This is a genomic window from Stappia albiluteola, from assembly GCF_014050225.1.
Lineage (GTDB): Bacteria > Pseudomonadota > Alphaproteobacteria > Rhizobiales > Stappiaceae > Hongsoonwoonella > Hongsoonwoonella albiluteola.
In genome coordinates this window covers 21,795-42,039 of the sequence record NZ_JACFXV010000053.1, presented here as the reverse complement: position 1 = coordinate 42,039, position 20,245 = coordinate 21,795, and the positions used below count along the sequence as shown (strand labels likewise).

At 62.5% G+C, this 20,245-nt stretch carries 18 protein-coding genes; 17 read left to right on the top strand and 1 reads right to left on the bottom strand.

Annotated features, from left to right (window positions below; all coding sequences use genetic code 11):
- Positions 1 to 75: 75 nt before the first annotated feature.
- From H2509_RS10575 to H2509_RS10540, 8 genes are read left to right on the top strand one after another with little or no spacing between them, the layout of a single operon-like run.
- Entirely contained in the window at positions 76 to 1,437 is a 1,362-nt protein-coding gene (locus H2509_RS10575; RefSeq protein WP_182165013.1) for a V-type ATP synthase subunit B, read from the top strand.
- A complete protein-coding gene (locus H2509_RS10570; protein WP_182165011.1) occupies positions 1,437 to 2,060 on the top strand; it encodes a V-type ATP synthase subunit D in 624 nt (207 codons plus the stop codon). The genes H2509_RS10575 and H2509_RS10570 overlap by 1 nt, the downstream gene beginning before the upstream one ends.
- Entirely contained in the window at positions 2,057 to 3,853 is a 1,797-nt protein-coding gene (locus H2509_RS10565; RefSeq protein ID WP_182165009.1) for a V-type ATP synthase subunit I, read from the top strand. The genes H2509_RS10570 and H2509_RS10565 overlap by 4 nt, the downstream gene beginning before the upstream one ends.
- Entirely contained in the window at positions 3,850 to 4,299 is a 450-nt protein-coding gene (locus H2509_RS10560) for an ATP synthase subunit C (protein WP_182165007.1), read from the top strand. Before H2509_RS10565 ends, H2509_RS10560 begins: the two co-directional genes overlap by 4 nt.
- 17 nt (positions 4,300 to 4,316) lie before the next feature.
- The gene (locus H2509_RS10555; RefSeq protein ID WP_182165005.1) at positions 4,317 to 5,012 is read left to right on the top strand and encodes a hypothetical protein; all 696 of its coding nucleotides are present in this window, start codon (positions 4,317 to 4,319) and stop codon (positions 5,010 to 5,012) included.
- A 3-nt stretch (positions 5,013 to 5,015) separates the two neighbouring features.
- Positions 5,016 to 5,747, top strand: coding sequence for a hypothetical protein (locus H2509_RS10550; RefSeq protein ID WP_182165003.1), 732 nt, complete (start codon positions 5,016 to 5,018; stop codon positions 5,745 to 5,747).
- Positions 5,744 to 7,588, top strand: a complete 1,845-nt coding sequence (locus tag H2509_RS10545) for a V-type ATP synthase subunit A (protein ID WP_182165001.1) — start codon at positions 5,744 to 5,746, stop codon at positions 7,586 to 7,588. Before H2509_RS10550 ends, H2509_RS10545 begins: the two co-directional genes overlap by 4 nt.
- Before the next feature lie 37 nt (positions 7,589 to 7,625).
- Entirely contained in the window at positions 7,626 to 8,840 is a 1,215-nt protein-coding gene (locus tag H2509_RS10540; protein WP_182164999.1) for a cation:proton antiporter, read from the top strand.
- A 12-nt stretch (positions 8,841 to 8,852) separates the two neighbouring features.
- Here the strand turns inward: H2509_RS10540 and H2509_RS10535 are convergent, their stop codons facing one another.
- Positions 8,853 to 9,581 (bottom strand): GntR family transcriptional regulator, encoded by a 729-nt coding sequence (locus H2509_RS10535; RefSeq protein WP_209001905.1) that lies wholly within the window; start codon positions 9,579 to 9,581, stop codon positions 8,853 to 8,855.
- A gap of 130 nt (positions 9,582 to 9,711) precedes the next feature.
- On the opposite strand from H2509_RS10535, the gene H2509_RS10530 reads away from it, so the two are divergent.
- From H2509_RS10530 to H2509_RS10490, 9 genes are all read left to right on the top strand, one after another.
- Positions 9,712 to 10,053 (top strand): type 2 periplasmic-binding domain-containing protein, encoded by a 342-nt coding sequence (locus tag H2509_RS10530; protein ID WP_209001904.1) that lies wholly within the window; start codon positions 9,712 to 9,714, stop codon positions 10,051 to 10,053.
- 170 nt (positions 10,054 to 10,223) lie between these two features.
- Positions 10,224 to 10,391, top strand: coding sequence for a hypothetical protein (locus H2509_RS10525; protein ID WP_182164997.1), 168 nt, complete (start codon positions 10,224 to 10,226; stop codon positions 10,389 to 10,391).
- 4 nt (positions 10,392 to 10,395) lie between these two features.
- Positions 10,396 to 12,129, top strand: coding sequence for an L-arabinonate dehydratase (gene araD, locus H2509_RS10520; RefSeq protein ID WP_182164995.1), 1,734 nt, complete (start codon positions 10,396 to 10,398; stop codon positions 12,127 to 12,129).
- Between the two features lie 7 nt (positions 12,130 to 12,136).
- Positions 12,137 to 12,862, top strand: coding sequence for a ribonuclease activity regulator RraA (locus H2509_RS10515; RefSeq protein WP_182164993.1), 726 nt, complete (start codon positions 12,137 to 12,139; stop codon positions 12,860 to 12,862).
- 227 nt (positions 12,863 to 13,089) lie between these two features.
- A complete protein-coding gene (locus tag H2509_RS10510) occupies positions 13,090 to 13,674 on the top strand; it encodes a DNA polymerase ligase N-terminal domain-containing protein (protein ID WP_182164991.1) in 585 nt (194 codons plus the stop codon).
- Positions 13,675 to 13,676: 2 nt separating this feature from the next.
- A complete protein-coding gene (gene ligD / locus H2509_RS10505; RefSeq protein WP_182164989.1) occupies positions 13,677 to 14,675 on the top strand; it encodes a non-homologous end-joining DNA ligase in 999 nt (332 codons plus the stop codon).
- Positions 14,672 to 15,562, top strand: coding sequence for a non-homologous end-joining DNA ligase (gene ligD / locus H2509_RS10500; RefSeq protein WP_182164987.1), 891 nt, complete (start codon positions 14,672 to 14,674; stop codon positions 15,560 to 15,562). The genes ligD (H2509_RS10505) and ligD (H2509_RS10500) overlap by 4 nt, the downstream gene beginning before the upstream one ends.
- 200 nt (positions 15,563 to 15,762) lie before the next feature.
- On the top strand, positions 15,763 to 17,709 hold the full coding sequence (locus tag H2509_RS10495; protein WP_182164985.1) for an aconitate hydratase: 1,947 nt from the start codon (positions 15,763 to 15,765) through the stop codon (positions 17,707 to 17,709).
- Positions 17,710 to 17,748: 39 nt separating this feature from the next.
- Positions 17,749 to 20,211 carry a vitamin K epoxide reductase family protein gene (locus tag H2509_RS10490; RefSeq protein WP_182164983.1) on the top strand — a complete coding sequence of 821 codons (2,463 nt, stop codon included), beginning with the start codon at positions 17,749 to 17,751 and terminating at the stop codon, positions 20,209 to 20,211.
- Positions 20,212 to 20,245: the final 34 nt, after the last annotated feature.

The following is a 20,245-nucleotide window of genomic DNA, read 5'->3' as shown; positions in this document are numbered from 1 at the left end:
GCGGAGAAGGCGGGCTGCAGCGGCCCGCCGGCATTTTCTATCGGGCGGCGGCCCGGCGTATTTCGGGGGTGATCGATGCTCGTCTCGCATACCCGCATTCTCGACATCGTCGGTGATATCATCCGCATCAGGGTCTCGGCGAAGAGCAGGGGCGATGACAGCCGTCCCTGCCTCGGCGATCTCGCGCTGGTCGATAGTGACGAGGGTTTTCATTCCGCCGCCCAGGTCATCAACATCGACCGCGACCTGATTTCCCTGCAGGTGAATTCCGGCACCAAGGGCCTGCCAAACAATGCCCGGGTGCGCTTCCTCGGCGAGCCGATGCGCGTCACCTATTCGGCGAATATTCTCGGCCGGGTCTTTGATGGTGCGGGCAAGCCGATAGACCGTGGCCCCGATCTCTCCAGCGATCCCACAGTCCCGATCGGCGGCCCTTCCGCCAATCCGATGAAACGGGTGCTCGCCTCGCGCATGATCCGCACCGACGTGCCCATGATCGACGTCTTCAACTGCCTCGTCGAAAGCCAGAAGATCCCGATCTTTTCCGTATCCGGCGAGCCCTACAACCAGTTCCTGGCACGCATCGGCATTCAGGCGGATGCGGATGTGGTGGTCTTCGCCGGTCTTGGCCTCATCTTCGACGACTACGCCTATTTCCGCCGGCGTTTCGAGGATGCCGGCGTCTTTCCGCGCACGGTGATGTTCGTCAACCAGGCCTCGGATCCGGTGGTCGAGCGTTTGCTTGCGCCCGATCTCGCGCTGGCGGTTGCCGAGAAATTCGCGGTGGAGGAGGGCAAGCGCGTCCTCGTGCTCCTGACCGACATGACCGCCTTCGCCGATGCGCTGAAGGAAGTCTCGATCGCCATGGAGCGGGTGCCGGCCAATCGCGGCTATCCCGGCGATCTCTATTCCCAGCTCGCCAGGCGCTATGAAAAGGCTTGCGATTTCAAGGGGTCTGGCTCCGTCACCATCCTGTCGGTGACCACCATGCCGGGCAACGATCTCACCCATCCGGTGCCGGACAACACGGGTTACATCACCGAAGGACAGTTCTACCTCCACAGCGGCGTGCTCGATCCGTTCGGCTCGCTGTCGCGCCTCAAGCAGCATGTCATCGGCAAGGTGACGCGCGAGGACCACAGTCAGATCATGAACACCATGATCCGCTTCTACTCGGGCGCGCGCGATGCGGCGCAGAAACAGGCGATGGCCTTCGAACTGTCCGACTACGACCGCCAGCTTCTGAAATTCGGCGAACTGTTCCGCGTGCGCTTCATGGGTATCGAGGTCTCGTTGCCGTTGGAAGCCGCGCTGGATCTCGCGTGGAAGACGCTCGGCGAATGTTTCCGTCCCGATCAGCTTTTGATGAAGCAGGCGCTGATCGACAAATATTATCCGGCGGAGGCGTCGGCCGCGTCCAGGAACGAGGCCGCCTGATGGCAAAGCCTGCCCTCAACAAGTCGACCCTGCAGCGCGAGACGCGCCAGCTCGCCGAATACCGGCGCTTCCTGCCGTCGCTTGAGTTGAAGCGATTGCAGATCATGGCGGAGCGGGCGAGGGCGAAGGCCGATCTGGCCCGCATGGAAAAGGAATTCCACGACCGGTTTCATGAGATCGCCGACCGCATTCCGATGCTGGCCAATGACCTCGTGCCGCTGGACGGCCTGGTGACGCTGAAAGCGGTGGACGTCGGCGAGCAGAACCTGTCGGGCACCATTCTCCCGAAGCTTGGAAAGGTGGACGTCGAAGTCGAGCCTTATCCTCTGCTCGGGCGCCCCCATTGGGTGGATCCGGTGGTGGAGGCGCTACGCGATCTCATTCGCGAGAGCCTGGAGCTCGACGTCATGCGCGAGCGCCTCAAGCGGCTGGCCGAAGCCGAGATCGTGATTTCGCGGCGAGTGAATCTGTTCGAGAAGGTGCTGATCCCTCAGGCACAGGAGACGATCCGCAGGGTGAAGATGGCGCTGGCGGACGCCGAGCGTGATGCGGTGATCCGCGCCAAGATCGCCAAGCGCAAGACCGCGGCCCGTGCCGCCGAAGGCGGGGTGGCCGAGATATGACAATCGTGCCGCTGAAGAAGGTCAGCATCGTCGGCGTCCTGGCCGACAAGGAGCGTGTGCTGGAAGCCGTGCAGGCTTTTGGCGCCATGCACCTGATCCCGCTGCGCCCGGCACAGAAGGAACTGGAAGCGGTGCCGAGCGGTACCGGGCGGGATGCGGTCAACGCGCTTCGCTGGCTGATTGATTGTCCGGCGCCGCGCCGGGCCGTCACCGACAAGGAAGGCTTTGATGTCGATGAGGTGACGGCCGCCGCCATTGCCAACCGTCAGGCGCTGCTCGACGCGGAGGACCGGCGCGCCGCCCTTTTGAAGCGCATCAAGGATGTACGGCCCTGGGGCGAGTTTTCCTTTGCCGGCCTTGAGGAAGTCGGCGGTTATCGGCTCTGGTTCTATGTGGTGCCGCATAACAGGTTTTCGGCGATCGATCCCGCGGGCAAGGTGCTGGAGATCGTCCATAGTGACCGCCGCTCTGCGTATGTCGTTCTGCTTTCGCCGCAAGAGCCGCCGGTGGACGCCATGCCGGTACCGCGCGTCCATGTCGGCGAACATTCGCTGTCCGAGCTCGAGCGCCAGCTTGAGGCGATCGAGGTGCTGCTTGAGGACCTTTGGGCGGAACGTCGGGCGCTCACCAAGTGGCGCGTTTTGATGGCCGCACATCTGGCCGAGGCGCAGGACCGGTCGGCACGTCGCCGTGCGGCCCTTGAGACGGCCGATCACGAGCGCGTCTTTGCCATGCAGGGGTGGCTCGCGGCGGAACGCGTTCCCGAGGTCGGGCAGCTTGCGGAAGTGTTCGGTACCGCTGTCATCGTTGAAGATGCGGACAGAGGCGACGACGTTCCGACGCTTCTCGCCAACCGACCGGAGCTTGCCGGCGGAGAACTGCTCGTCGAGTTCTATCAGACGCCGTCCTATCGCGACTGGGATCCGTCGTCGATCGTCTACGTGTCCTTCATTCTCTTCTTCGGCATGATCATGACGGATGTCGGCTACGGCCTGCTGCTCCTTGGTCTACTCTACGTCTTCCGCAAGCGGTTCGAAACGAGCGAGAACGGCCGCCGCATGCTGGTCATGGGCTACTGGCTGATGGCATCCACCGCCCTCTTCGGTGTGCTGACGGGAAGCTATTTCGGGCTGACGCCGCCGGAAGGAAGCCTGCTCGCCCATCTCAAGATCATGAACCTGAAGAATGTTCAGGCGATGATGAAGCTGACGCTGACCATCGGCGTCGTGCACGTCGTGCTGGCCAACCTGATGAGCAGCCGCCACGCGAAGACCCGCAGCCGCCAATTGCAGCCGATAGGCTGGTGCCTCGTGGCGGTGGGCGGCCTGACGGCATTCCTCGGGGCGGACATTCGCCCGTTGCAGGTCGGCGGGCTGGCGCTTGCGGGCGCAGGCCTCGTCATGGTCGGCGTCTATGGCAGCGACCGGGAGATCACCTCGCCGAAGACCGCGTTCCTGCGTGTGTTCGACGGTCTGGGTTCCGTATTCCGTCTCACCAACATGTTTAGCGACGTGTTGAGCTACATGCGGCTTTTCGCGCTGGGCCTTGCCGCCGCCTCGCTTGCGGAAACGATCAACACGCTGTCTGGACAACTCGTCCACGCCGCGCCCGGCATTGGCGTGCTCATCGCCTTTGCGGTGCTCGTCATCGGCCACGCCATCAATATCGGCCTCGGCCTCATCGCCGGCGTCGTGCACGGGCTCAGGCTCAACGTCATCGAGTTTTTCAATTGGGGTCTGAAGGACGAGGGGAAGGCGTTTCGTCCCTTCAGGAAGCAGGAGACAGGCCAATGAATGAGTTCGTGATGGCCCTTGGCTGGCTTGGCCTCTATGCGCCTGTCGCGCTAGGTGCCATCGGCAGCTGCATCGGTTGCGGGATCGGGGGGAGTGCTGCGATCGGCGCCATGCTCGACACCGAAAGCGGCCACGGCCGCTTCATCGGCGTATCCCTGATGCCGTCCTCGCAGGTCATCTACGGCATTGTCATCATGTTCTCGCTGCAGCGTGACCAGATGACGGCCGAGGCGGCGGGCGCCATCTTCGGCATTGGCCTGCTGGCGGGCGTCGCCATGCTCTATGCCGGCATCCGCCAGGGCGAGGCAATCGCATCCGCCATCAATGCCTCGAAAGCAAAGCCCGAGATTTTCGGCATCTCGCTCGCGCCGGCCGCCGTGCTTGAAGGCTTCGCGGTCTTCGCGCTCGTCTTCGCGCTGGTGCTGAGCGGTTCGATACCGGCCTGATCGGATGGAGGCGAAAGATGGCCAAGATTTCTGAGACCACCGCTTCGCCCGCCGGCGCCGGCGTGCAGGCCCTGATCGACCGCCTGAAGAGCGAAGGCATTTCGGCGGGACAGGACGAGGCGGATCGCATCCTTGCCGCCGCAAGGGCCAAGGCCGACAAGCTAGTCGCCGATGCGGAAGCGCGCGCGGGGGCGATCCTGGACAAGGCGAAAGCCGATGCTGCCGCCGAAACCGCTGCTGCCAACGACGCGCTGAAGATCGCCGCCCGAGATCTCGTCCTGAGGCTTCGCAACGAGCTTGGCACCCGTATCGGCGACGAGACCCGGCGGATCCTGGGCGATGCCTTCGTCGACGAGGACTTCCTGAAGAACCTGATCCTCGCCATGGCTGCCAAGGCGAAGAAGGATTCCGGCATCACCGCAAAGGATGCGATGGAAATCGTGCTTCCCGAGCGGCTCGTCACCTTCGATGAACTGAAGAAGACGCCGGAGGCTGCGAAGGCCGGCACACTGACCCATTTTGTGGTGGCGGTCGCCGCCGACGTGCTCCGCAAGGGCGTGACCTTCACCTCCGCGCCGGGCTTCGAGGGCATCAAGGTCAGGCTCGTCGACCGCGATCTCTCCATCGATCTCACGGAGGAGGCGATAGCCGCGCTGCTGACCCAGCATCTGCAACCGCGCTTCCGCGCCCTGATGGAAGGAGTGGTGCGCTAGGTGATGAGCGACCGGCTTCAATATATCACGCTGATCTCCAGCCTCCCGCATATCGGCCGGCTCTTCAGCGAGCACGGAACCGGCATTTCGCGCTACCGGTTGGATGAGCGGCTGACGTTGCTGGAAAGCGAGCACGCCCGGCTGCTCGATCGCGTCGTCTCGATCACCGCCTGGTCTTCTGTATCCAAAATCGACACCGACGCCGAGGTCATCGCGCTTGCCCGCTCCGTGATCGGCGATCTCGATCTATATCCCGATATTCAGAATCTCGTCCGCTCCCGCATGGAGACACGCACCCTGATCGCAGCCCTGCGCCGCCGTCGGGAAGGAGCGCGCGAGGCTGGCGACATTTCCGCCTGGGGTTTCGGCCGCTGGTGCCGGTCGATCCGGGATAACTGGAGCGATCCGGGCTTTGGCCTGTCGCAGATCATGCCTTGGGTCGCGGAGGCGGACCGCCTGATGAAGGCCGGCGATCATGTCGCCGTCGAGCGGCTCGTGCTGACGGACGTCTTTCGCCAGATCGGGCGCCATTCGGCGGGGCATGAATTCGATTTCACGGCGGTGGTCGCCTATGTCCTGCGCTGGATAATCGTCGAGCGCTGGAGCGTCTACGGCACTGCCAAAGCAGCCGAACGTCTGCGCTCGCTGCTTGCCGACGCCCTGAAAAGCGCGCCGCCGCCTTTCGCTGTCGTTCCAGATCCGGAAAGCGCCCTTCAGCAGGAGGTCCATCCATGACCAGCCAGTCCAGCCTGCCGGAGCCTTCGGCCGAGATTTCCGCGGTCCAGGACGATCTCGTGACGATACGCCCGACCGGGTCGCGACCTCTCGTCAAGAACGAAGTGGTCTTCATCATTCCCCATGGCCCGGAGCGGAGCGGAGAGCGGCGGGAATATCTCAAGGCGGAGGTGCTGCGCGTGCGCGGTGATTTCGCCGAGGCCCAGGTCTTCGAGAGCACAAGCGGGGTCCGGATCGGCGACAGGGTGATCCAGACCGGCGAGATGCTGTCGGCGGCCCTCGGTCCGGGCCTGCTTTCCGGCGTCTTCGACGGGCTGCAGAACCCGCTTGCCGAGATCGCCTCGCAATACGGCTTCTTCCTGCCGCGCGGGGTTCTGGTCAACCCGCTCGACCGGACCCGGAAATGGGCCTTCACGCCGAAGGTCAAGGCGGGCGATACGGTGCGGGCAGGGATGGTTCTCGGCACCGTCCCGGAGGGGCGCTTCGAGCACCGCATCATGGTGCCTTTCACCCTTCAGGGCGAATGGATGGTGGAACGCATTCGCGAAGGCACCTTCACCATCGAAAGCGTGGTTGCGACGATTTCGGACAGGAAAGGCCAGCAAAGGGAATTGAATTTGATACAGCATTGGCCGGTCAGGAAGCCCATTCCCTCGGCCTTGTCTCCGCTCGGGGAGGCGGAGCGGCTCTACCCGTCCGAACCTCTCATCACGACGATCCGGTTGATCGATACCTTCTTCCCGATCGCGCGCGGCGGAATGGGCTGTATCCCGGGACCATTCGGCGCCGGCAAGACCGTGCTGCAGTCGCTGATCTCCCGCTTTTCCGCCGTGGATATCGTCATCGTCGTGGCCTGTGGCGAGCGTGCCGGTGAGGTCGTCGAGACGATTACGGAGTTCCCGAGCCAGCCGGATCCCTCCGGCGATGGCACGCTGATGGACCGCACGGTCATCATCTGCAACACCTCGTCCATGCCGGTCGCCGCCCGCGAGGCCTCGATCTATACCGGCATCACACTTGGCGAATATTACCGGCAGATGGGCTACGACGTGCTCTTGATCGCCGATTCCACCTCGCGCTGGGCGCAGGCGATGCGCGAAACCTCCGGCAGGCTGGAGGAAATTCCGGGCGAGGAGGCGTTTCCCGCCTATCTCGATTCTGCGATCAAAGGCATCTACGAACGCGCCGGGGTCTTCCGCATCGGCGACGGATCGCTCGGTTCGCTGACCATGATCGGCACTGTCTCGCCGGCGGGCGGCAACTTCGAGGAGCCGGTCACACAGGCGACCCTTGCCACCGTGAAGACGTTTCTCGGCCTGTCTTATGAGCGCGCCTACAAGCGCTTCTATCCCGCGGTCGATCCGCTGTTGTCATGGTCGCGCTACCACCCGCAGCTGTCCGACTGGTACAAGCAGAACATCGATGGCGAATGGGTTGGCCGCGTCGAGGAAATGGTGGAACTCCTGCGCCGGGGCGACGAGATATCTAGAATGATGCAGGTGACCGGCGAGGAAGGCATCTCGACGGACGATTTTGTCACCCAGCAGAAGGCGCTGTTCCTGGATATGGTTTACCTGCAGCAGGATGCTTTTGACGATGTCGATATCTCCGCGCCATTGGCGCGGCAGCGGGAAACTTTCGATCTCGTGACGAGTGTTGCCAAGCGGGACTTCGACTTCAAGGAAAAGGCCGAGGCCCGCGATTTTTTCACCAGGCTCACCGGGACCTTCAAGAACCTCAACTACGCCGCAGAAGGGTCGCAGCAGCGCGCGGATCTCAAAAAGCAGGTGACGGATATGATCGCGGCCGCTCCCCATCGCTATGCGGCGGCCGCCGAATGAGATGGCGCATTGAACAATACCCGATCGGGTAGACGGCATGTATGAAGTCGTCGCCATCCTTTCGACAATCGTATTCATTTACGCCGGCGTCAGTGCATTTCTCGAACGAACGCCTTTCAGCGGTGCCATCGTCTTCGTCCTGCTTGGTCTTTTTCTGGGTCCTTTCGGATTTGGCGTCCTCGATCTCAATGTCGAGGCCGAGGGCCTCGGCACGCTTGCCGAACTTACTCTGGCGCTTGTGCTTTTTACCGACGCCGCGAGAACGGATCTCCGCGAACTGGCAATGACCTTGTCCCTGCCGCGCAGGCTCCTACTCGTCGGCCTGCCGCTGACAATCCTGCTGGGTTTTCTATGCGCGCTGCCGTTGTTCGGAGCGCTTTCGCTGATCGAGATAGGGCTCCTGGCTGTGGCGCTGTCGCCGACCGACGCTGCGCTCGGCAAGGCGGTCGTCACCGATGTGACGGTGCCGAATGGCATCCGGACCTCGCTCAATGTCGAAAGCGGCCTCAATGACGGCATATGCGTGCCGATATTCCTGGCGTTACTGGCCCTTGCAACACATGGCGTCGAGGTGGCCGGTTTCGCCAGCTACACGCTCGTGCTGGTTCTCCAGGAAATCGGCGTCGGTATCGGAATCGGACTTTCGGTCGCGGCCGTTGGCGCATTTCTCGTCCGCAACTTCTCCCATCGCAATTGGATCACGAGAAGCTGGCTGCAATTGCCCGTCCCGGCACTAGCGCTCGTCGCCTATGCGGCTGCGCAGAATTTCAGCGGCAGCGGTTTCATCGCTTCCTTCAGCGCCGGACTTCTGTTCGGTGGAATGGTCCGCGCCCACAAGGAGCGTTTCCTCCTCGCTGCCGAGAGCACCGGCGACACGCTGGCGCTTGTCACCTGGGTGGCTTTCGGCGCAACCGCGATCGGCACAATGCTCGTCGACTTCGACTGGCGAATGCTTGCCTATTCCGTCCTCAGCCTGACGGTAATCCGCATGCTGCCGGTCTGGCTGGCTTTGCGGGGTAGCGGTATGGCCGGATACGAGAAATTTTTCGTCGGCTGGTTCGGTCCGCGCGGTCTGGCCAGCGTGGTCTTCGCGGTAATGGTGCTGCAATCGGAAATTCCGGGCTCGTCGGTCATCGTGTCGACGGCAGCCTGTACGATCCTGCTGAGCGTCGTGGCGCATGGCATTTCCGCCCGGCCTTACGCTCGCTACCTTGCCGGTCGGGAGGGGAACGGCGACAGGTCTGCAGATTGATCTTCTCCGGGCTCAGAAATAATCCGGGTGGCGGGCCATGATGTCGTTCGCCTGGGCGAGCGTGCCAGACAGATGCTCGCGCACGGCCAGTTCAGTTGCGGCGCGATCGCCGGCTTCGACCGCATCCAGGATCTGCTTGTGGTAGTAGAGGATATTGGCCGGCTTGCCGGGGTCTGGCAGGTTGAGATTACGCAGACGGTCGATATGGCCCGAGCGCGAGACCACCAGTTCCCAAAGATTGGCGACGCCAACGGCTTCGAAAAGCGAGCGATGGAACTGCCGGTCAAGGCGGGAAAATCTGTCGAGATCCCGCGCCTCCAGCGCCCTTTCTTGCAGCCCGTAGATGTTACGCGCCGTCGTGAGCTTCTCCCTGCCTGCCTCCAGCGTCAATCGTCGGGTGACCTCGAGCTCGATCGATAGGCGGAGGAATTGCGTTTCCCGCGCCTGATCGATGTCGATCTTCGAAACCTCGGTCTTCGACTGCGGGTAGATTACGAGGAGCCCTTCCTCCTCCAGCTTGAGCATCGCATCGCGCACCGGTGTCTGGCTGACGCCGTAATAGTCGGCGATCTCATTGCGTGACAGGCTCTCGCCCGGCACCAGCTCAAGCGACACGATGCGCTCCCTCAGCATGTCGTGGATCTGCTGGCTGGCGGAGATCCGCCTGACGCGCGGCCGTTGCGGCGTCCTGGAAAGTACGTCGCCGGCCTCGAACATCGAAGGCACTTTTCCGTCCATCATCCTGATCCCTCTAGCGAATCCGATGCTTGTCAAACTCAGCATACAACGCTCTTGTGAGAGATGCACTAATATATTAGTGTATCACTTAGCGGAACGAGGAGGTTCCGTGCGATCCCACAAGGAGGACAGCATGAAGTTCACCAAGACCGCGCTGCTCGCGGCCTCGTTCACGGCTTTGACCGGGTTCGCGCATGCCGAGACGCTGACTATCCAGACCTCGTTCAACGCGGGTGACTTCTCCACCCAGTATCTGACCGAGACCTGGCTTCCGAAGATCAAGGAAATGACCGAGGGGCGCGTGGAGATCGTGCTCACGCCGAATGGATCGGTCGTCCCGGCCAAGGAAACGCCGGAAGCGGTTGCCGCCGGCGTGCTCGACGGTGACTTCACCTCGGTCAACTATTTCTCCGGTCGGGAGCCGGCCTACGCGATCATGGGCGACCTGATCTCGGGCTATGACACGCCGGAGTAGATGCTTGGGTTCTGCCGCGAGGGTGGGGGCGCCGAAGGACATAAAGTTGCAGGAAATCTTCTCTGCGGTGCTTCCCTTCATCGCCTTGCAGGCGGTGGGGCTGTTCCTGGTGCTGTTTTTTCCCGGGCTCGCGCTCTGGCTCCCGGCATTGCTCAACTAAGGAGGGACGGATGCAGACCAACGATCCGGATCTCACCCGTCAGGACGAGGAGATTTCCGCTCCGGAATTCACGGCGGAGGAAAGGCGTGACCATCACGATTTCGGCAATTGGCCCGAAGTCTTCGGCGTTGCGTTAACACTCTTCGTTACATGGCTGATTTTCGCGTTTACCGGATGAGACGATGACCAGAAAAGACCCCAGGACTCTTCGTTCGGCGCGCTGGTTTGCACCGGATGACCTTCGCAGCTTCGGCCATCGTTCACGGATGATGCAGCTTGGCTACGCGGAAGAGGACTTTCGCGACAAGCCGGTGATCGGCGTGCTCAGCACCTGGTCGGAACTCAATACCTGCCACGCCCATTTTCCGGAGCGGGTGAAGGACGTGAAGCGGGGCGTCCTGCAGGCCGGCGGCTTCGCGGTCGAAATGCCGGCGCTGTCGGTGGACGAAAGCTTCACCAAGCCGACCTCCATGCTCTATCGCAATATGCTGGCGATGGAGACGGAGGAGATGATCCGCTCCCATCCGCTCGATGGCGTCGTGCTGATGGGCGGCTGCGACAAGACCACGCCCGGGCTGGTCATGGGCGCGCTGTCGGCCGGCGTGCCGATGATCTATCTCCCCGCCGGCCCCATGCTGCGCGGCAACTACGCCGGCAAGATCCTGGGTTCGGGCTCGGATGCCTGGAAATACTGGGACGAGCGCCGGGCCGGCAACATTACGGACGAGGAATGGCTCGGCATCCAGGGCGGCATCGCACGTTCTGCCGGAACCTGCATGACCATGGGCACGGCCTCGACAATGACGGCGATCGCCGAGGCGATGGGCCTGTCGATCCCCGGCGCATCATCCATTCCCGCGGTCGATTCCGGCCATCAGCGCATGGCGTCGGAGTGCGGCCGCCGCATCGTCGAGATGGTTTGGGAAGACCTGACGCCGGGCAGGATCGTCACAGCCGCAGCCTGTCGGAATGCGGCTGTCGTTGCGATGGCCACAGGCTGCTCGACCAATGCGGTAGTGCATCTGATTGCCATGGCGCGCCGGGCGGGCGTCGACCTCACGCTCGACGATCTCGATGAGCTCGGGCGGGTGACGCCGCTGATCGCCAATGTCCGTCCGGCGGGCAAGGACTACCTGATGGAGGATTTCTATTATGCTGGCGGATTGCGGGCTTTGATGAAGCAGATCGAGGAACGGCTCGATTGCACCGCGATGACCGTCACCGGCAAGACCATGGGCGAAAATCTCCAAGGCGCGGAAGTCTACAATGACGATGTGATCCGCCCGCTGTCTAACCCGGTCTATCACGAGGGGTCGCTCGCGGTTCTGCGCGGTAACCTTTGTCCGGACGGCGCGGTGATCAAGCCTGCTGCCTGCGATCCGAAGCTCCACGTCCACGAAGGGCCGGCGCTGGTCTTCGACACCTACTCCGAAATGAAGGCCGCGATAGACGACGAAACTCTCGATGTCACACCGGACCACGTGCTGGTTCTACGCAATGCAGGGCCACTGGGAGGGCCGGGCTTTCCCGAATGGGGCATGCTGCCGATCCCGAAGGCCCTGATCAAACAGGGCCATCGCGACATGCTGCGCATATCCGACGCGCGCATGTCCGGCACGTCCTACGGGGCCTGCGTGCTGCACGTCGCGCCAGAAAGCTATATCGGCGGTCCGCTGGCGCTTCTGAAGAGCAGCGATATCGTGCGCCTCGACCTGCCGAACCGGCGTCTCGACATGCTGGTGGATGAGGAGGAACTCGCCCGCCGCCGCTCTGCCTGGGCGCCGCCCGCGCCTCGCTTCGAGCGCGGTTACGGCTACATGTTCTCGCGCCATGTGACGCAGGCCGACCAGGGCTGCGACTTCGACTTCCTGCAATCCGATTTCGGCCGCGCGGCCGGCGAACCCGACATATTCTGAGGGACCGATGACCGACTACACGCTTTCCGACGAGACCCGCGCCAAGTTGAAAAAGGTCTCGACCGCCTCGATCGCCACCGCGCTCTTCAAGCGCGGTCTCCGCAACCAGTTCATCCAGGGCGTATCTCCAGTGTCGCCGAAGTCGGAGAACATGGTGGGCCAGGCCTTCACCCTGCGCTACATTCCGGCGCGCGAAGACCGCAATCCGATCACCGTCTTCCGCAACGCCGATCATCCCCAGCGTGTTGCGATGGAGACCTGTCCTCCCGGTTGGGTCCTCGTCATGGATGCGCGCAAGGATGCCCGGGCAGCCACCGCCGGCTCGATCCTCATCACGCGCCTGGCCCTTCGAGGTGCTGCGGGTGTCGTATCGGATGGAGGCTTTCGCGACGCCGAGGGCATCGGGGCGCTCGACATGCCGGCCTACTACGCCAGGCCATCCGCGCCGACCAACCTGACCCTGCATGAGGCGCTCGACATCAACGTGCCGATCTCCTGCGGCGATGCGCCTGTATTTCCCGGCGATGTTCTGGTCGGCGACCGGGACGGCGTGATGGTGATCCCGGCCCATCTTGCCGATGAGATCGCCGAGGAATGCACCGGCATGGAAAGCTTCGAGGATTTCGTGCTGGAGGAAGTCAAGGCCGGTACCCCGATCATCGGACTTTATCCTCCGACCAGGGAGGAGAGCCTGAAGAAATACGAGGAGTGGCGCAAGAAAACCGGCCGATGATTGTCTCCAGGTCCGGACCTGGGACAGGCTTTCAAGGGCGGTATCGTTCTCGCCGGTTCAGGTGATCGGAACAAGCAGGAAGGCGTGCAAAGCCGAACACTTCCCCTATATGCCAGGCTAGGCGTTCATCAGGCCGAGCCTTTCCGAGCGACCAAAACGGATGCCTTTGCTTCCGCAAGCCCGGGCAACTGGAAGGGTGCCGGCCGTTCGGCGGGAAAATCAAGGCGATGTCGATCAAGGATTATCGACGCAAGCGCAATCTGGCCAGAAGCGGCGAACCGAAAGGCTCGTCGCGCTCACCGGGCGATGCGCCGATCTTCGTGATCCAGAAGCACGATGCGAGCACGCTGCACTACGACTTCCGGCTCGAGGTGGACGGGGTGCTGAAAAGCTGGGCAGTCCCGAAGGGACCGTCGACCGACCCTTCGGACAAACGACTGGCCATAGAAACCGAAGATCACCCGCTGGACTACGCCGAATTCGAGGGCATCATCCCGAAAGAGGAATATGGCGGCGGCACCGTACTGATCTGGGACCGCGGTCCATACGAGAACATCACCTGGAAGAACGATGATCTCATGCCGATGGAGGAGGCGCTGGCCGCGGGCCATGTGCTGGTGCGCCTGAAAGGCAGGAAGCTTGCGGGCGGTTATGCGCTGCAGCGCATCGATGACGAAAAAGGCCAATGGTTGCTGGTGAAGATGGATGACGAGGAGGCCGATGCGCGCCGCAATCCGGTCTCCACGGAACCCAAATCCGTCGTCAGTGGCCGGACGCTGGAAGATATCGCCGAGGAGGAGAAGGACGCCTGACGATGGCGGAGGACCTGTTTGCGAAGGATGCCGACAGCGCGGAGGCAAGAGCGGCCGCCCACCCGGATTGGCGCGCACCCATGCTGGCCACGCTTACGGACGAGCGCTTTTCCGATCGCGGGTGGATCTATGAGCGAAAGTTCGACGGTGAACGCGTGCTGCTCTTTCGCGAAGGTGAATGTGTCCGCCTCTTGACGAGAAATCGCAAGGATGTGTCGTCGACTTATCCCGAACTGGCGGAGGCGGTCGCGCGCCAGCCGCTACACGATTTTGTCGCCGACGGCGAAGTGGTTGCCTTCGACGGGAAAGTGACGAGTTTCGCCCGCCTGCAAAAGCGCATGCAGATCAAGGACGCGGATGACGCCCGAGCGTCTGGCATATCCGTGTTCTATTATTTGTTCGATCTTCTCCATGTCGACGGGTGCAATATCGAGGGCCTTCCATTGCGAAGGCGCAAGAGCCTGCTGAGGAAATGCCTGCGTTTCCGCGATCCGCTTCGCTATACGCCTCACCGCAACGAGACCGGCGAGAAATATTTCCAAACGGCCTGCCGGAAGGGTTGGGAGGGCGTGATCGCCAAGCGCGCGGACGCACCCTATCGCCACGGGCGCTCGCGAGATTGGCTGAAATTCAAATGCGCCAGGGGGCAGGAACTGGTCATCGGCGGGTTCACGCCGCCTGACGGCGAGCGAAAGGGCTTCGGCGCCTTGCTGCTCGGCTACTATGAGGACGGCGTTCTTTGCTATGCCGGCAAGGTCGGCACCGGCTTCGACGATGCGTTTCTCGAGAACTTCCGCAAGCGCCTTGAGAGCCGGCGACGCCAGACCTCTCCCTTCGCACCTGTGCCGGACGAGACCGATGCCATGTGGGTCCGCCCGGATCTGGTTGCGGAGATCGGTTTCACCGAGTGGACGGAGAACGGCAAGCTGCGGCATCCGCGATTTCTCGGGCTTAGGCGGGACAAGGCGGCAGAGGATGTCGTCAGGGAGAGGCCATCTTGACCGGCAGAGTTTACGAACTCGACGGGCACCGGATCGAAGTCTCCAAGCCAGGCAAGGTGCTCTTTCCCCAAAGCGGGATAACGAAGGGCGATCTTGCCGACTACTATGCACGCATTGCCGAAGTCGCCCTGCCGTATTGGCGCGACAGGCCGCTGACCATGCAGAGGTTCCCGGACGGGATTGGAAAGGAAGGCTTCTTCCAGAAGAACATTCCCGAATATTTTCCGGACTGGGTACGCAGGTCGGAAATGCCGAAGGAAGACGGTACGGTCCGATACGTTCTGGTCAATAACTGCGCGACGTTTGCCTATCTGGCGGATCAGGGCATGGTTACTCCTCATATCGGGCTTTCGCGGGTGGACCGCCCGAACCACCCCGACCGGATGGTGTTCGACCTCGATCCGCCCGGCAAGGATTTCGGCAAGGTCCAGGTCGCCGCGCGCCGGTTTCGCGAGATACTCGACGAGCGGGGATTGAGAAGCTTCGTGCAGACCACCGGATCGAGAGGCCTGCATGTTATCTTGCCGCTCGACCGCAGCAGGAATTTCGATGAAGTTCGCGAGATTGCGCGCCAGTTGGCAGGGCGGCTGGCCGAGCGGTATCCCGGAGAACTCACCACCGAACAGCGAAAGGCCAAGCGCGGCGACCGTGTCTATCTCGACACGGGACGCAATGCCTATGGCCAGACCCACGTCGCGCCGTATGGAGTGCGCGCACTGGATGACGCGCCGGTTGCGACGCCGGTCGAGTGGGACGAGGCGCTCTCCGGTGCCATGCGCGCCGGCAAATACGGGATCAAGAACATATTCAGGCGGTTGGGGGCAAAGGAGGACCCTTGGGCGACCATCGACGACGAACCGCTGGATGCCGCAAGCCTCGTTCGATAGCGGGCGTGTCGGGGACCGGTATCCCGCGATGGCTTCCGGTTTCGCGACACATGGAACAACAAGCGGAGGTCCTTCGTTTCGGTTCTGAAGGCTCTGCATCCGTGGACAGGCGATGCGGGTGCCGTTCAGCGGATTCCGGGACGCACGACCATGTTCGATTTCACGTTTGCCATTGCTGAGCCGGCCAGGGTGCCTTGCCGATGGCCTTGAACGTTACGCAGAAGCTCCTACGGAGCCACCTGTCCGAAGGCAAACCCGAAGCAGGCACGCCGATAGGCTTACATGTGGATCAAGCTCTCCTGCAGGATGCGACGGGGACGCTGGTGATGCTGTCGCTCGAAGCCCTCGGGCTGGCGGCGCCGCATACCGAGACAGCGGTCCAGTACGTGGACCACAACCTGTTGCAGCAGGACAGCAGGAACGCGGAGGACCACGTTTTCCTCCGAAGTGGGGCTGCGCGCTTTGGCCTGATCTACAGCCGCCCAGGCAATGGCGTCAGCCATCCTCTCCATATGGCCAGGTTCGGGGTGCCCGGCAAAACCCTTCTGGGCTCCGACAGCCACACGCCTGCGGCGGGGGCTCTGGGCATGCTTGCATTCGGGGCCGGCGGGCTGGACGTGGCGATGGCCATCGCCGGAGTGCCGTATCCGCTGACGATGCCGCGGGTCTGGGGCATCAGGCTTACCGGCAAGATGCCGGACTGGGTCAGCGCCAAGGATGTGATCCTCGAAATGCTACGGCGGCATGGTGTCAGCGGCGGCCTGAACCGCATCATTGAGTATCACGGGCCCGGGCTGAAAACGCTTGGCACCATGGACCGTCACGTCATCGCGAACATGGGTACGGAGCTGGGTGCGACCTCCAGCGTATTTCCCTCCGATGACAGGACGCAGGCCTTCCTGGAGACTCACGGCCGCAGCGAGGACTGGACGGAAATCGTCGCCGATGACAGCGCGGCCTACGACATGGCGGACGAGATCGACCTGTCGCAGCTCGAGCCTTTGATCGCGTTGCCGTCAAGCCCGGGCAATGTCGTGTCGGTTCGCGAGGTCGAGGGCAAGCCTGTCCATCAGGCCTATATCGGGTCCTCGGCCAATCCCGGCTACCGCGATTTCGCTGTCGTAGCGGAAATGGTGCGTGGCCGCAGGATCGCCGCAGGCACGTCGCTCGACATCAATCCGACCAGCCGGACGCTGCTTCAAGAGCTTGCCGACGATGGCAGCCTGACGGCGCTTCTGGCGTCCGGCGCGCGGCTTCATCAGGTCGGCTGCAACGGGTGCATCGGAATGGGGCAGGCGCCAGCCAAGGGATTGAACAGTCTTCGCACTGTGCCCAGGAATTTCCCCGGCCGATCGGGCGCGCGCGAGGATGCGGTTTTCCTGTGCAGCCCCGAAACAGCGGCCGCATCGATCCTTAGTGGCAGGATCACCGATCCTCGCCGAATGGATATGCCTTTTCCGCGCATAGAAGATGCAGGAAAACGATTGGCTGCATCTGAAATGTTCGAGTATCCGCCCGGCCGGGAGACGGGACGGAAGATAGAACTGGTCAAGGGCGGGAACATCGTCTCCCTGCCGGCGTTCGAACCGCTTCCCGAGCATCTGGAATTGAAGGTCATCCTGAGGCTCGGCGACGATATATCCACGGACGAGATCATGCCGGCGGGCGCCGAGGCGTTGCCTTATCGCAGCAACATTCCGAAGATCGCCCAGTTCGTGTTCCGCGATATCGACGAGGACTACCCTGCAAATGCGGAGCAGGCTGCCGGCGGACATATGATCGTTGCCGGCGACAATTATGGCCAGGGGTCGAGCCGCGAACACGCAGCCCTTGCTCCGCGGTATCTTGGCCTCAGGGCCGTGCTGGCGAAATCATTCGCGCGTATCCACCACCAGAACCTGCTCAACTATGGGGTCCTGCCCCTCGTCGCGGACAATGCGGACAATGATGACGATCTCGACAGGATCGATTCAGGCCAAACCATTGTCATCGAAGGTGCTGCAAGTGCGCTGCGAGGCAACAAGGATCGATTGCGCCTGCACCTGGGCGGACAGAGGGCCCTGGAGGTGAGGTTCGAACTGACCAACCGCGAAAGGCGGGTCCTGCTCGATGGCGGCCTTGTCAATTTTCATCGAAACCAGGCGTGAGCCGCTGGTGTCTTATGAGCTGAACCGGACATATCGCTTATGGAAACGAAGACGCAGAAACCTCTCGTCGTCGTCACGGGCGCGTCGGGGTCTATCGGGCGCTCCCTGTGCGAGGCGCTGTCGCCCGACTACAGGGTGGTCGGCCTCGACCTGACCTCGCAGGGCACGCCCTTTCCATGCCATGAGTTCGATCTTGCCAATCGGGATTCTGTGGAATTCGCGTTGCGCCGGATCGCGGACGATTTCGGCGACACGATCGCCTCCTGCATTCATCTCGCCGCCTATTTCGACTTCACCGGGGAGGACAATCCGCTTTACGAAAAGGTCAATGTCGAAGGCACCCGCAATCTGCTCCGTGCGCTCCAGGAATTCGACGTTGGCCAGTTCGTCTATTCCAGCACCATGCTGGTGCACGCGCCGGGCAAGCCGGGAAACGTGATCGCGGAGGACGATCCGATCGATCCGCAGTGGGCCTATCCGGCGTCGAAGGCGGCGACGGAAGAGGTTATCCGCAAGGAACGCGGCGACATCCCGACCATCGTGCTCCGGCTTGCCGGCCTCTACGATGCCGAGACGTCGGTTCCCACTCTCAGCCATCAGATCGCCAGGATCTATGAGCGGAAATTCAAGAGCCATCTCTTTGCCGGCGATCCGCTTGCCGGACAGGCCATGATCCATCGCGACGACCTTGTCGCGGCCTTCAAGGCGGCGGTCGACCGGCGGCAGCGCCTACCCGAATACACGGCGGTCCTTGCCGGCGAACCGTTCGTCATGGGCTTTGGCGAGCTGCAGGACCGGCTGGGCGAACTGATCCATGGCGAGAAGGAATGGCGGACGTTCCGCCTGCCGGAAGCGCTGGCGAAGGCCGGCGCCTGGATCGAAGAGAAATCCGAACCTGTCGTGCCGGACGACTTCGATTATTCGGAAAAGCCGTTCATCCGGCCGTTCATGATCGACATGGCCAGTGATCACTACGCCCTCGACATTTCCAGGGCCGGAAAGCTGCTGGGCTGGTCGCCGGCGCACTCCCTGAGGGAAGAGCTTCCGGCCATGGTCGAGAACCTGAAGTCGGACCCTTATAAATGGTATCGGCGGAACGGCATCACGCCCCCTCACTGGCTGTCCATCGCCGAGGAAACGGTCGACGACCCCGACCGGATGCGGGAATTGTATCTGCGGAACTACCAGCGCGGGCATCTGAACGCGATCTGGGCCCATTGGTTCAACCTTGCAATGGCCGCGTGGCTGATCACTTCGCCGCCGCTTCTGGGTTACCAGTCCGGCTGGATGGTGTTGAGCGACGTCGTCAGCGGCCTGTTGCTCGCTCTTTTCGCCTTCGCGTCGCTGTCGGTCAGGTTCGCCTGGGCGCGCTGGGCATGCGCGGCGATCGGGTGCTGGGTCATGACCGCGCCGCTGGTGTTCTGGGCGCCGGTCGCGACCGCCTATCTCAACGGCACGCTTGTCGGCGCGCTGATCGTCGGCTTCGCCGTTTTGGTGCCGCCCTATCCCGGCATTGCCGCGGTCGCGGAACGAACCGGCCCGGTCATTCCTCCGGGGTGGGATTTTTCGCCTTCAAGCTGGTTTCAGCGGCTGCCTGTCATCATCCTGGCCCTTGTCGGCCTGTTCGTTTCCAGATACCTCGCCGCCTACCAGCTCGGCTATATCGACGATGTATGGGATCCGTTCTTCCCGGGAACGGCGCCGGGCGAAAACGGCACCGAGCAGATAATCACGTCCGCCGTTTCGCGGGCCTGGCCCGTGCCCGATGCGGGTATCGGAGCGCTCACCTACATGCTCGAGGTTCTGGTTGGCGTCGTCGGCTCTGCGCATCGCTGGCGCAGCATGCCGTGGCTGGTCATGCTTTTCGGGCTTATGATCGTACCGCTCGGCGCGATTTCGATATTCTTCATCGTCATACAGCCCGTGATCATCGGCACCTATTGCACGCTGTGCCTGATCGCCGCTGCCGCCATGCTGGCCCAGATTCCCTATTCGCTGGACGAGATGGTCGCCTGCGGCGTCTTTCTGGCGCGACGCCGGGCAGCCGGCAAGCCAGCGCTGAAGATCTTTTTTACCGGCGACACCGACGTGACCAAGCGCGTCGAACGGGATGACTTTTCCCGGCCACCGGCCGAAATCGTCCATGAAATGCTGACGGCGGGCGTTTCGGTTCCCTGGAACATCGCGGTGAGTTTGCTGATCGGCATTGGCCTGATGCTAATGCCGCTCGCGCCAATCACGACCGACCTTGCCAATGCGGTCCATATCGCCGGCGCTCTCGTCATCTCCATTTCCGTCACTGCCATGGCGGAGGTGGCAAGGGTCGTGAGATTTCTCAATCTGGCTGTCGGCGGGCTGCTCGTTCTGGTGCCATTCGCCATCGATACGAATGTTTCGGGGCTCCTCGTCACCATAGGCGCGGGAATTTCGCTGATGGCTTTGTCCGTGCGGCGCGGGCCTGTTCGCTACAGATACGGCTCCTGGGACAGATACATCATTTGACCAGGTGGCCTCGCGGTCCCGCCGCGCGGCCGGT

Bases quoted from the DNA above. Each gene is read 5' to 3' on its own strand.
- H2509_RS10575 (WP_182165013.1), top strand. From the start codon at position 76: ATGCTCGTCTCGCATACCCGCATTCTCGACATCGTCGGTGATATCATC.
- H2509_RS10570 (WP_182165011.1), top strand. From the start codon at position 1,437: ATGGCAAAGCCTGCCCTCAACAAGTCGACCCTGCAGCGCGAGACGCGC.
- H2509_RS10565 (WP_182165009.1), top strand. From the start codon at position 2,057: ATGACAATCGTGCCGCTGAAGAAGGTCAGCATCGTCGGCGTCCTGGCC.
- H2509_RS10560 (WP_182165007.1), top strand. From the start codon at position 3,850: ATGAATGAGTTCGTGATGGCCCTTGGCTGGCTTGGCCTCTATGCGCCT.
- H2509_RS10555 (WP_182165005.1), top strand. From the start codon at position 4,317: ATGGCCAAGATTTCTGAGACCACCGCTTCGCCCGCCGGCGCCGGCGTG.
- H2509_RS10550 (WP_182165003.1), top strand. From the start codon at position 5,016: ATGAGCGACCGGCTTCAATATATCACGCTGATCTCCAGCCTCCCGCAT.
- H2509_RS10545 (WP_182165001.1), top strand. From the start codon at position 5,744: ATGACCAGCCAGTCCAGCCTGCCGGAGCCTTCGGCCGAGATTTCCGCG.
- H2509_RS10540 (WP_182164999.1), top strand. From the start codon at position 7,626: ATGTATGAAGTCGTCGCCATCCTTTCGACAATCGTATTCATTTACGCC.
- H2509_RS10535 (WP_209001905.1), bottom strand. From the start codon at position 9,581: ATGATGGACGGAAAAGTGCCTTCGATGTTCGAGGCCGGCGACGTACTT.
- H2509_RS10530 (WP_209001904.1), top strand. From the start codon at position 9,712: ATGAAGTTCACCAAGACCGCGCTGCTCGCGGCCTCGTTCACGGCTTTG.
- H2509_RS10525 (WP_182164997.1), top strand. From the start codon at position 10,224: ATGCAGACCAACGATCCGGATCTCACCCGTCAGGACGAGGAGATTTCC.
- araD (WP_182164995.1), top strand. From the start codon at position 10,396: ATGACCAGAAAAGACCCCAGGACTCTTCGTTCGGCGCGCTGGTTTGCA.
- H2509_RS10515 (WP_182164993.1), top strand. From the start codon at position 12,137: ATGACCGACTACACGCTTTCCGACGAGACCCGCGCCAAGTTGAAAAAG.
- H2509_RS10510 (WP_182164991.1), top strand. From the start codon at position 13,090: ATGTCGATCAAGGATTATCGACGCAAGCGCAATCTGGCCAGAAGCGGC.
- ligD (WP_182164989.1), top strand. From the start codon at position 13,677: ATGGCGGAGGACCTGTTTGCGAAGGATGCCGACAGCGCGGAGGCAAGA.
- H2509_RS10495 (WP_182164985.1), top strand. From the start codon at position 15,763: ATGGCCTTGAACGTTACGCAGAAGCTCCTACGGAGCCACCTGTCCGAA.
- H2509_RS10490 (WP_182164983.1), top strand. From the start codon at position 17,749: ATGGAAACGAAGACGCAGAAACCTCTCGTCGTCGTCACGGGCGCGTCG.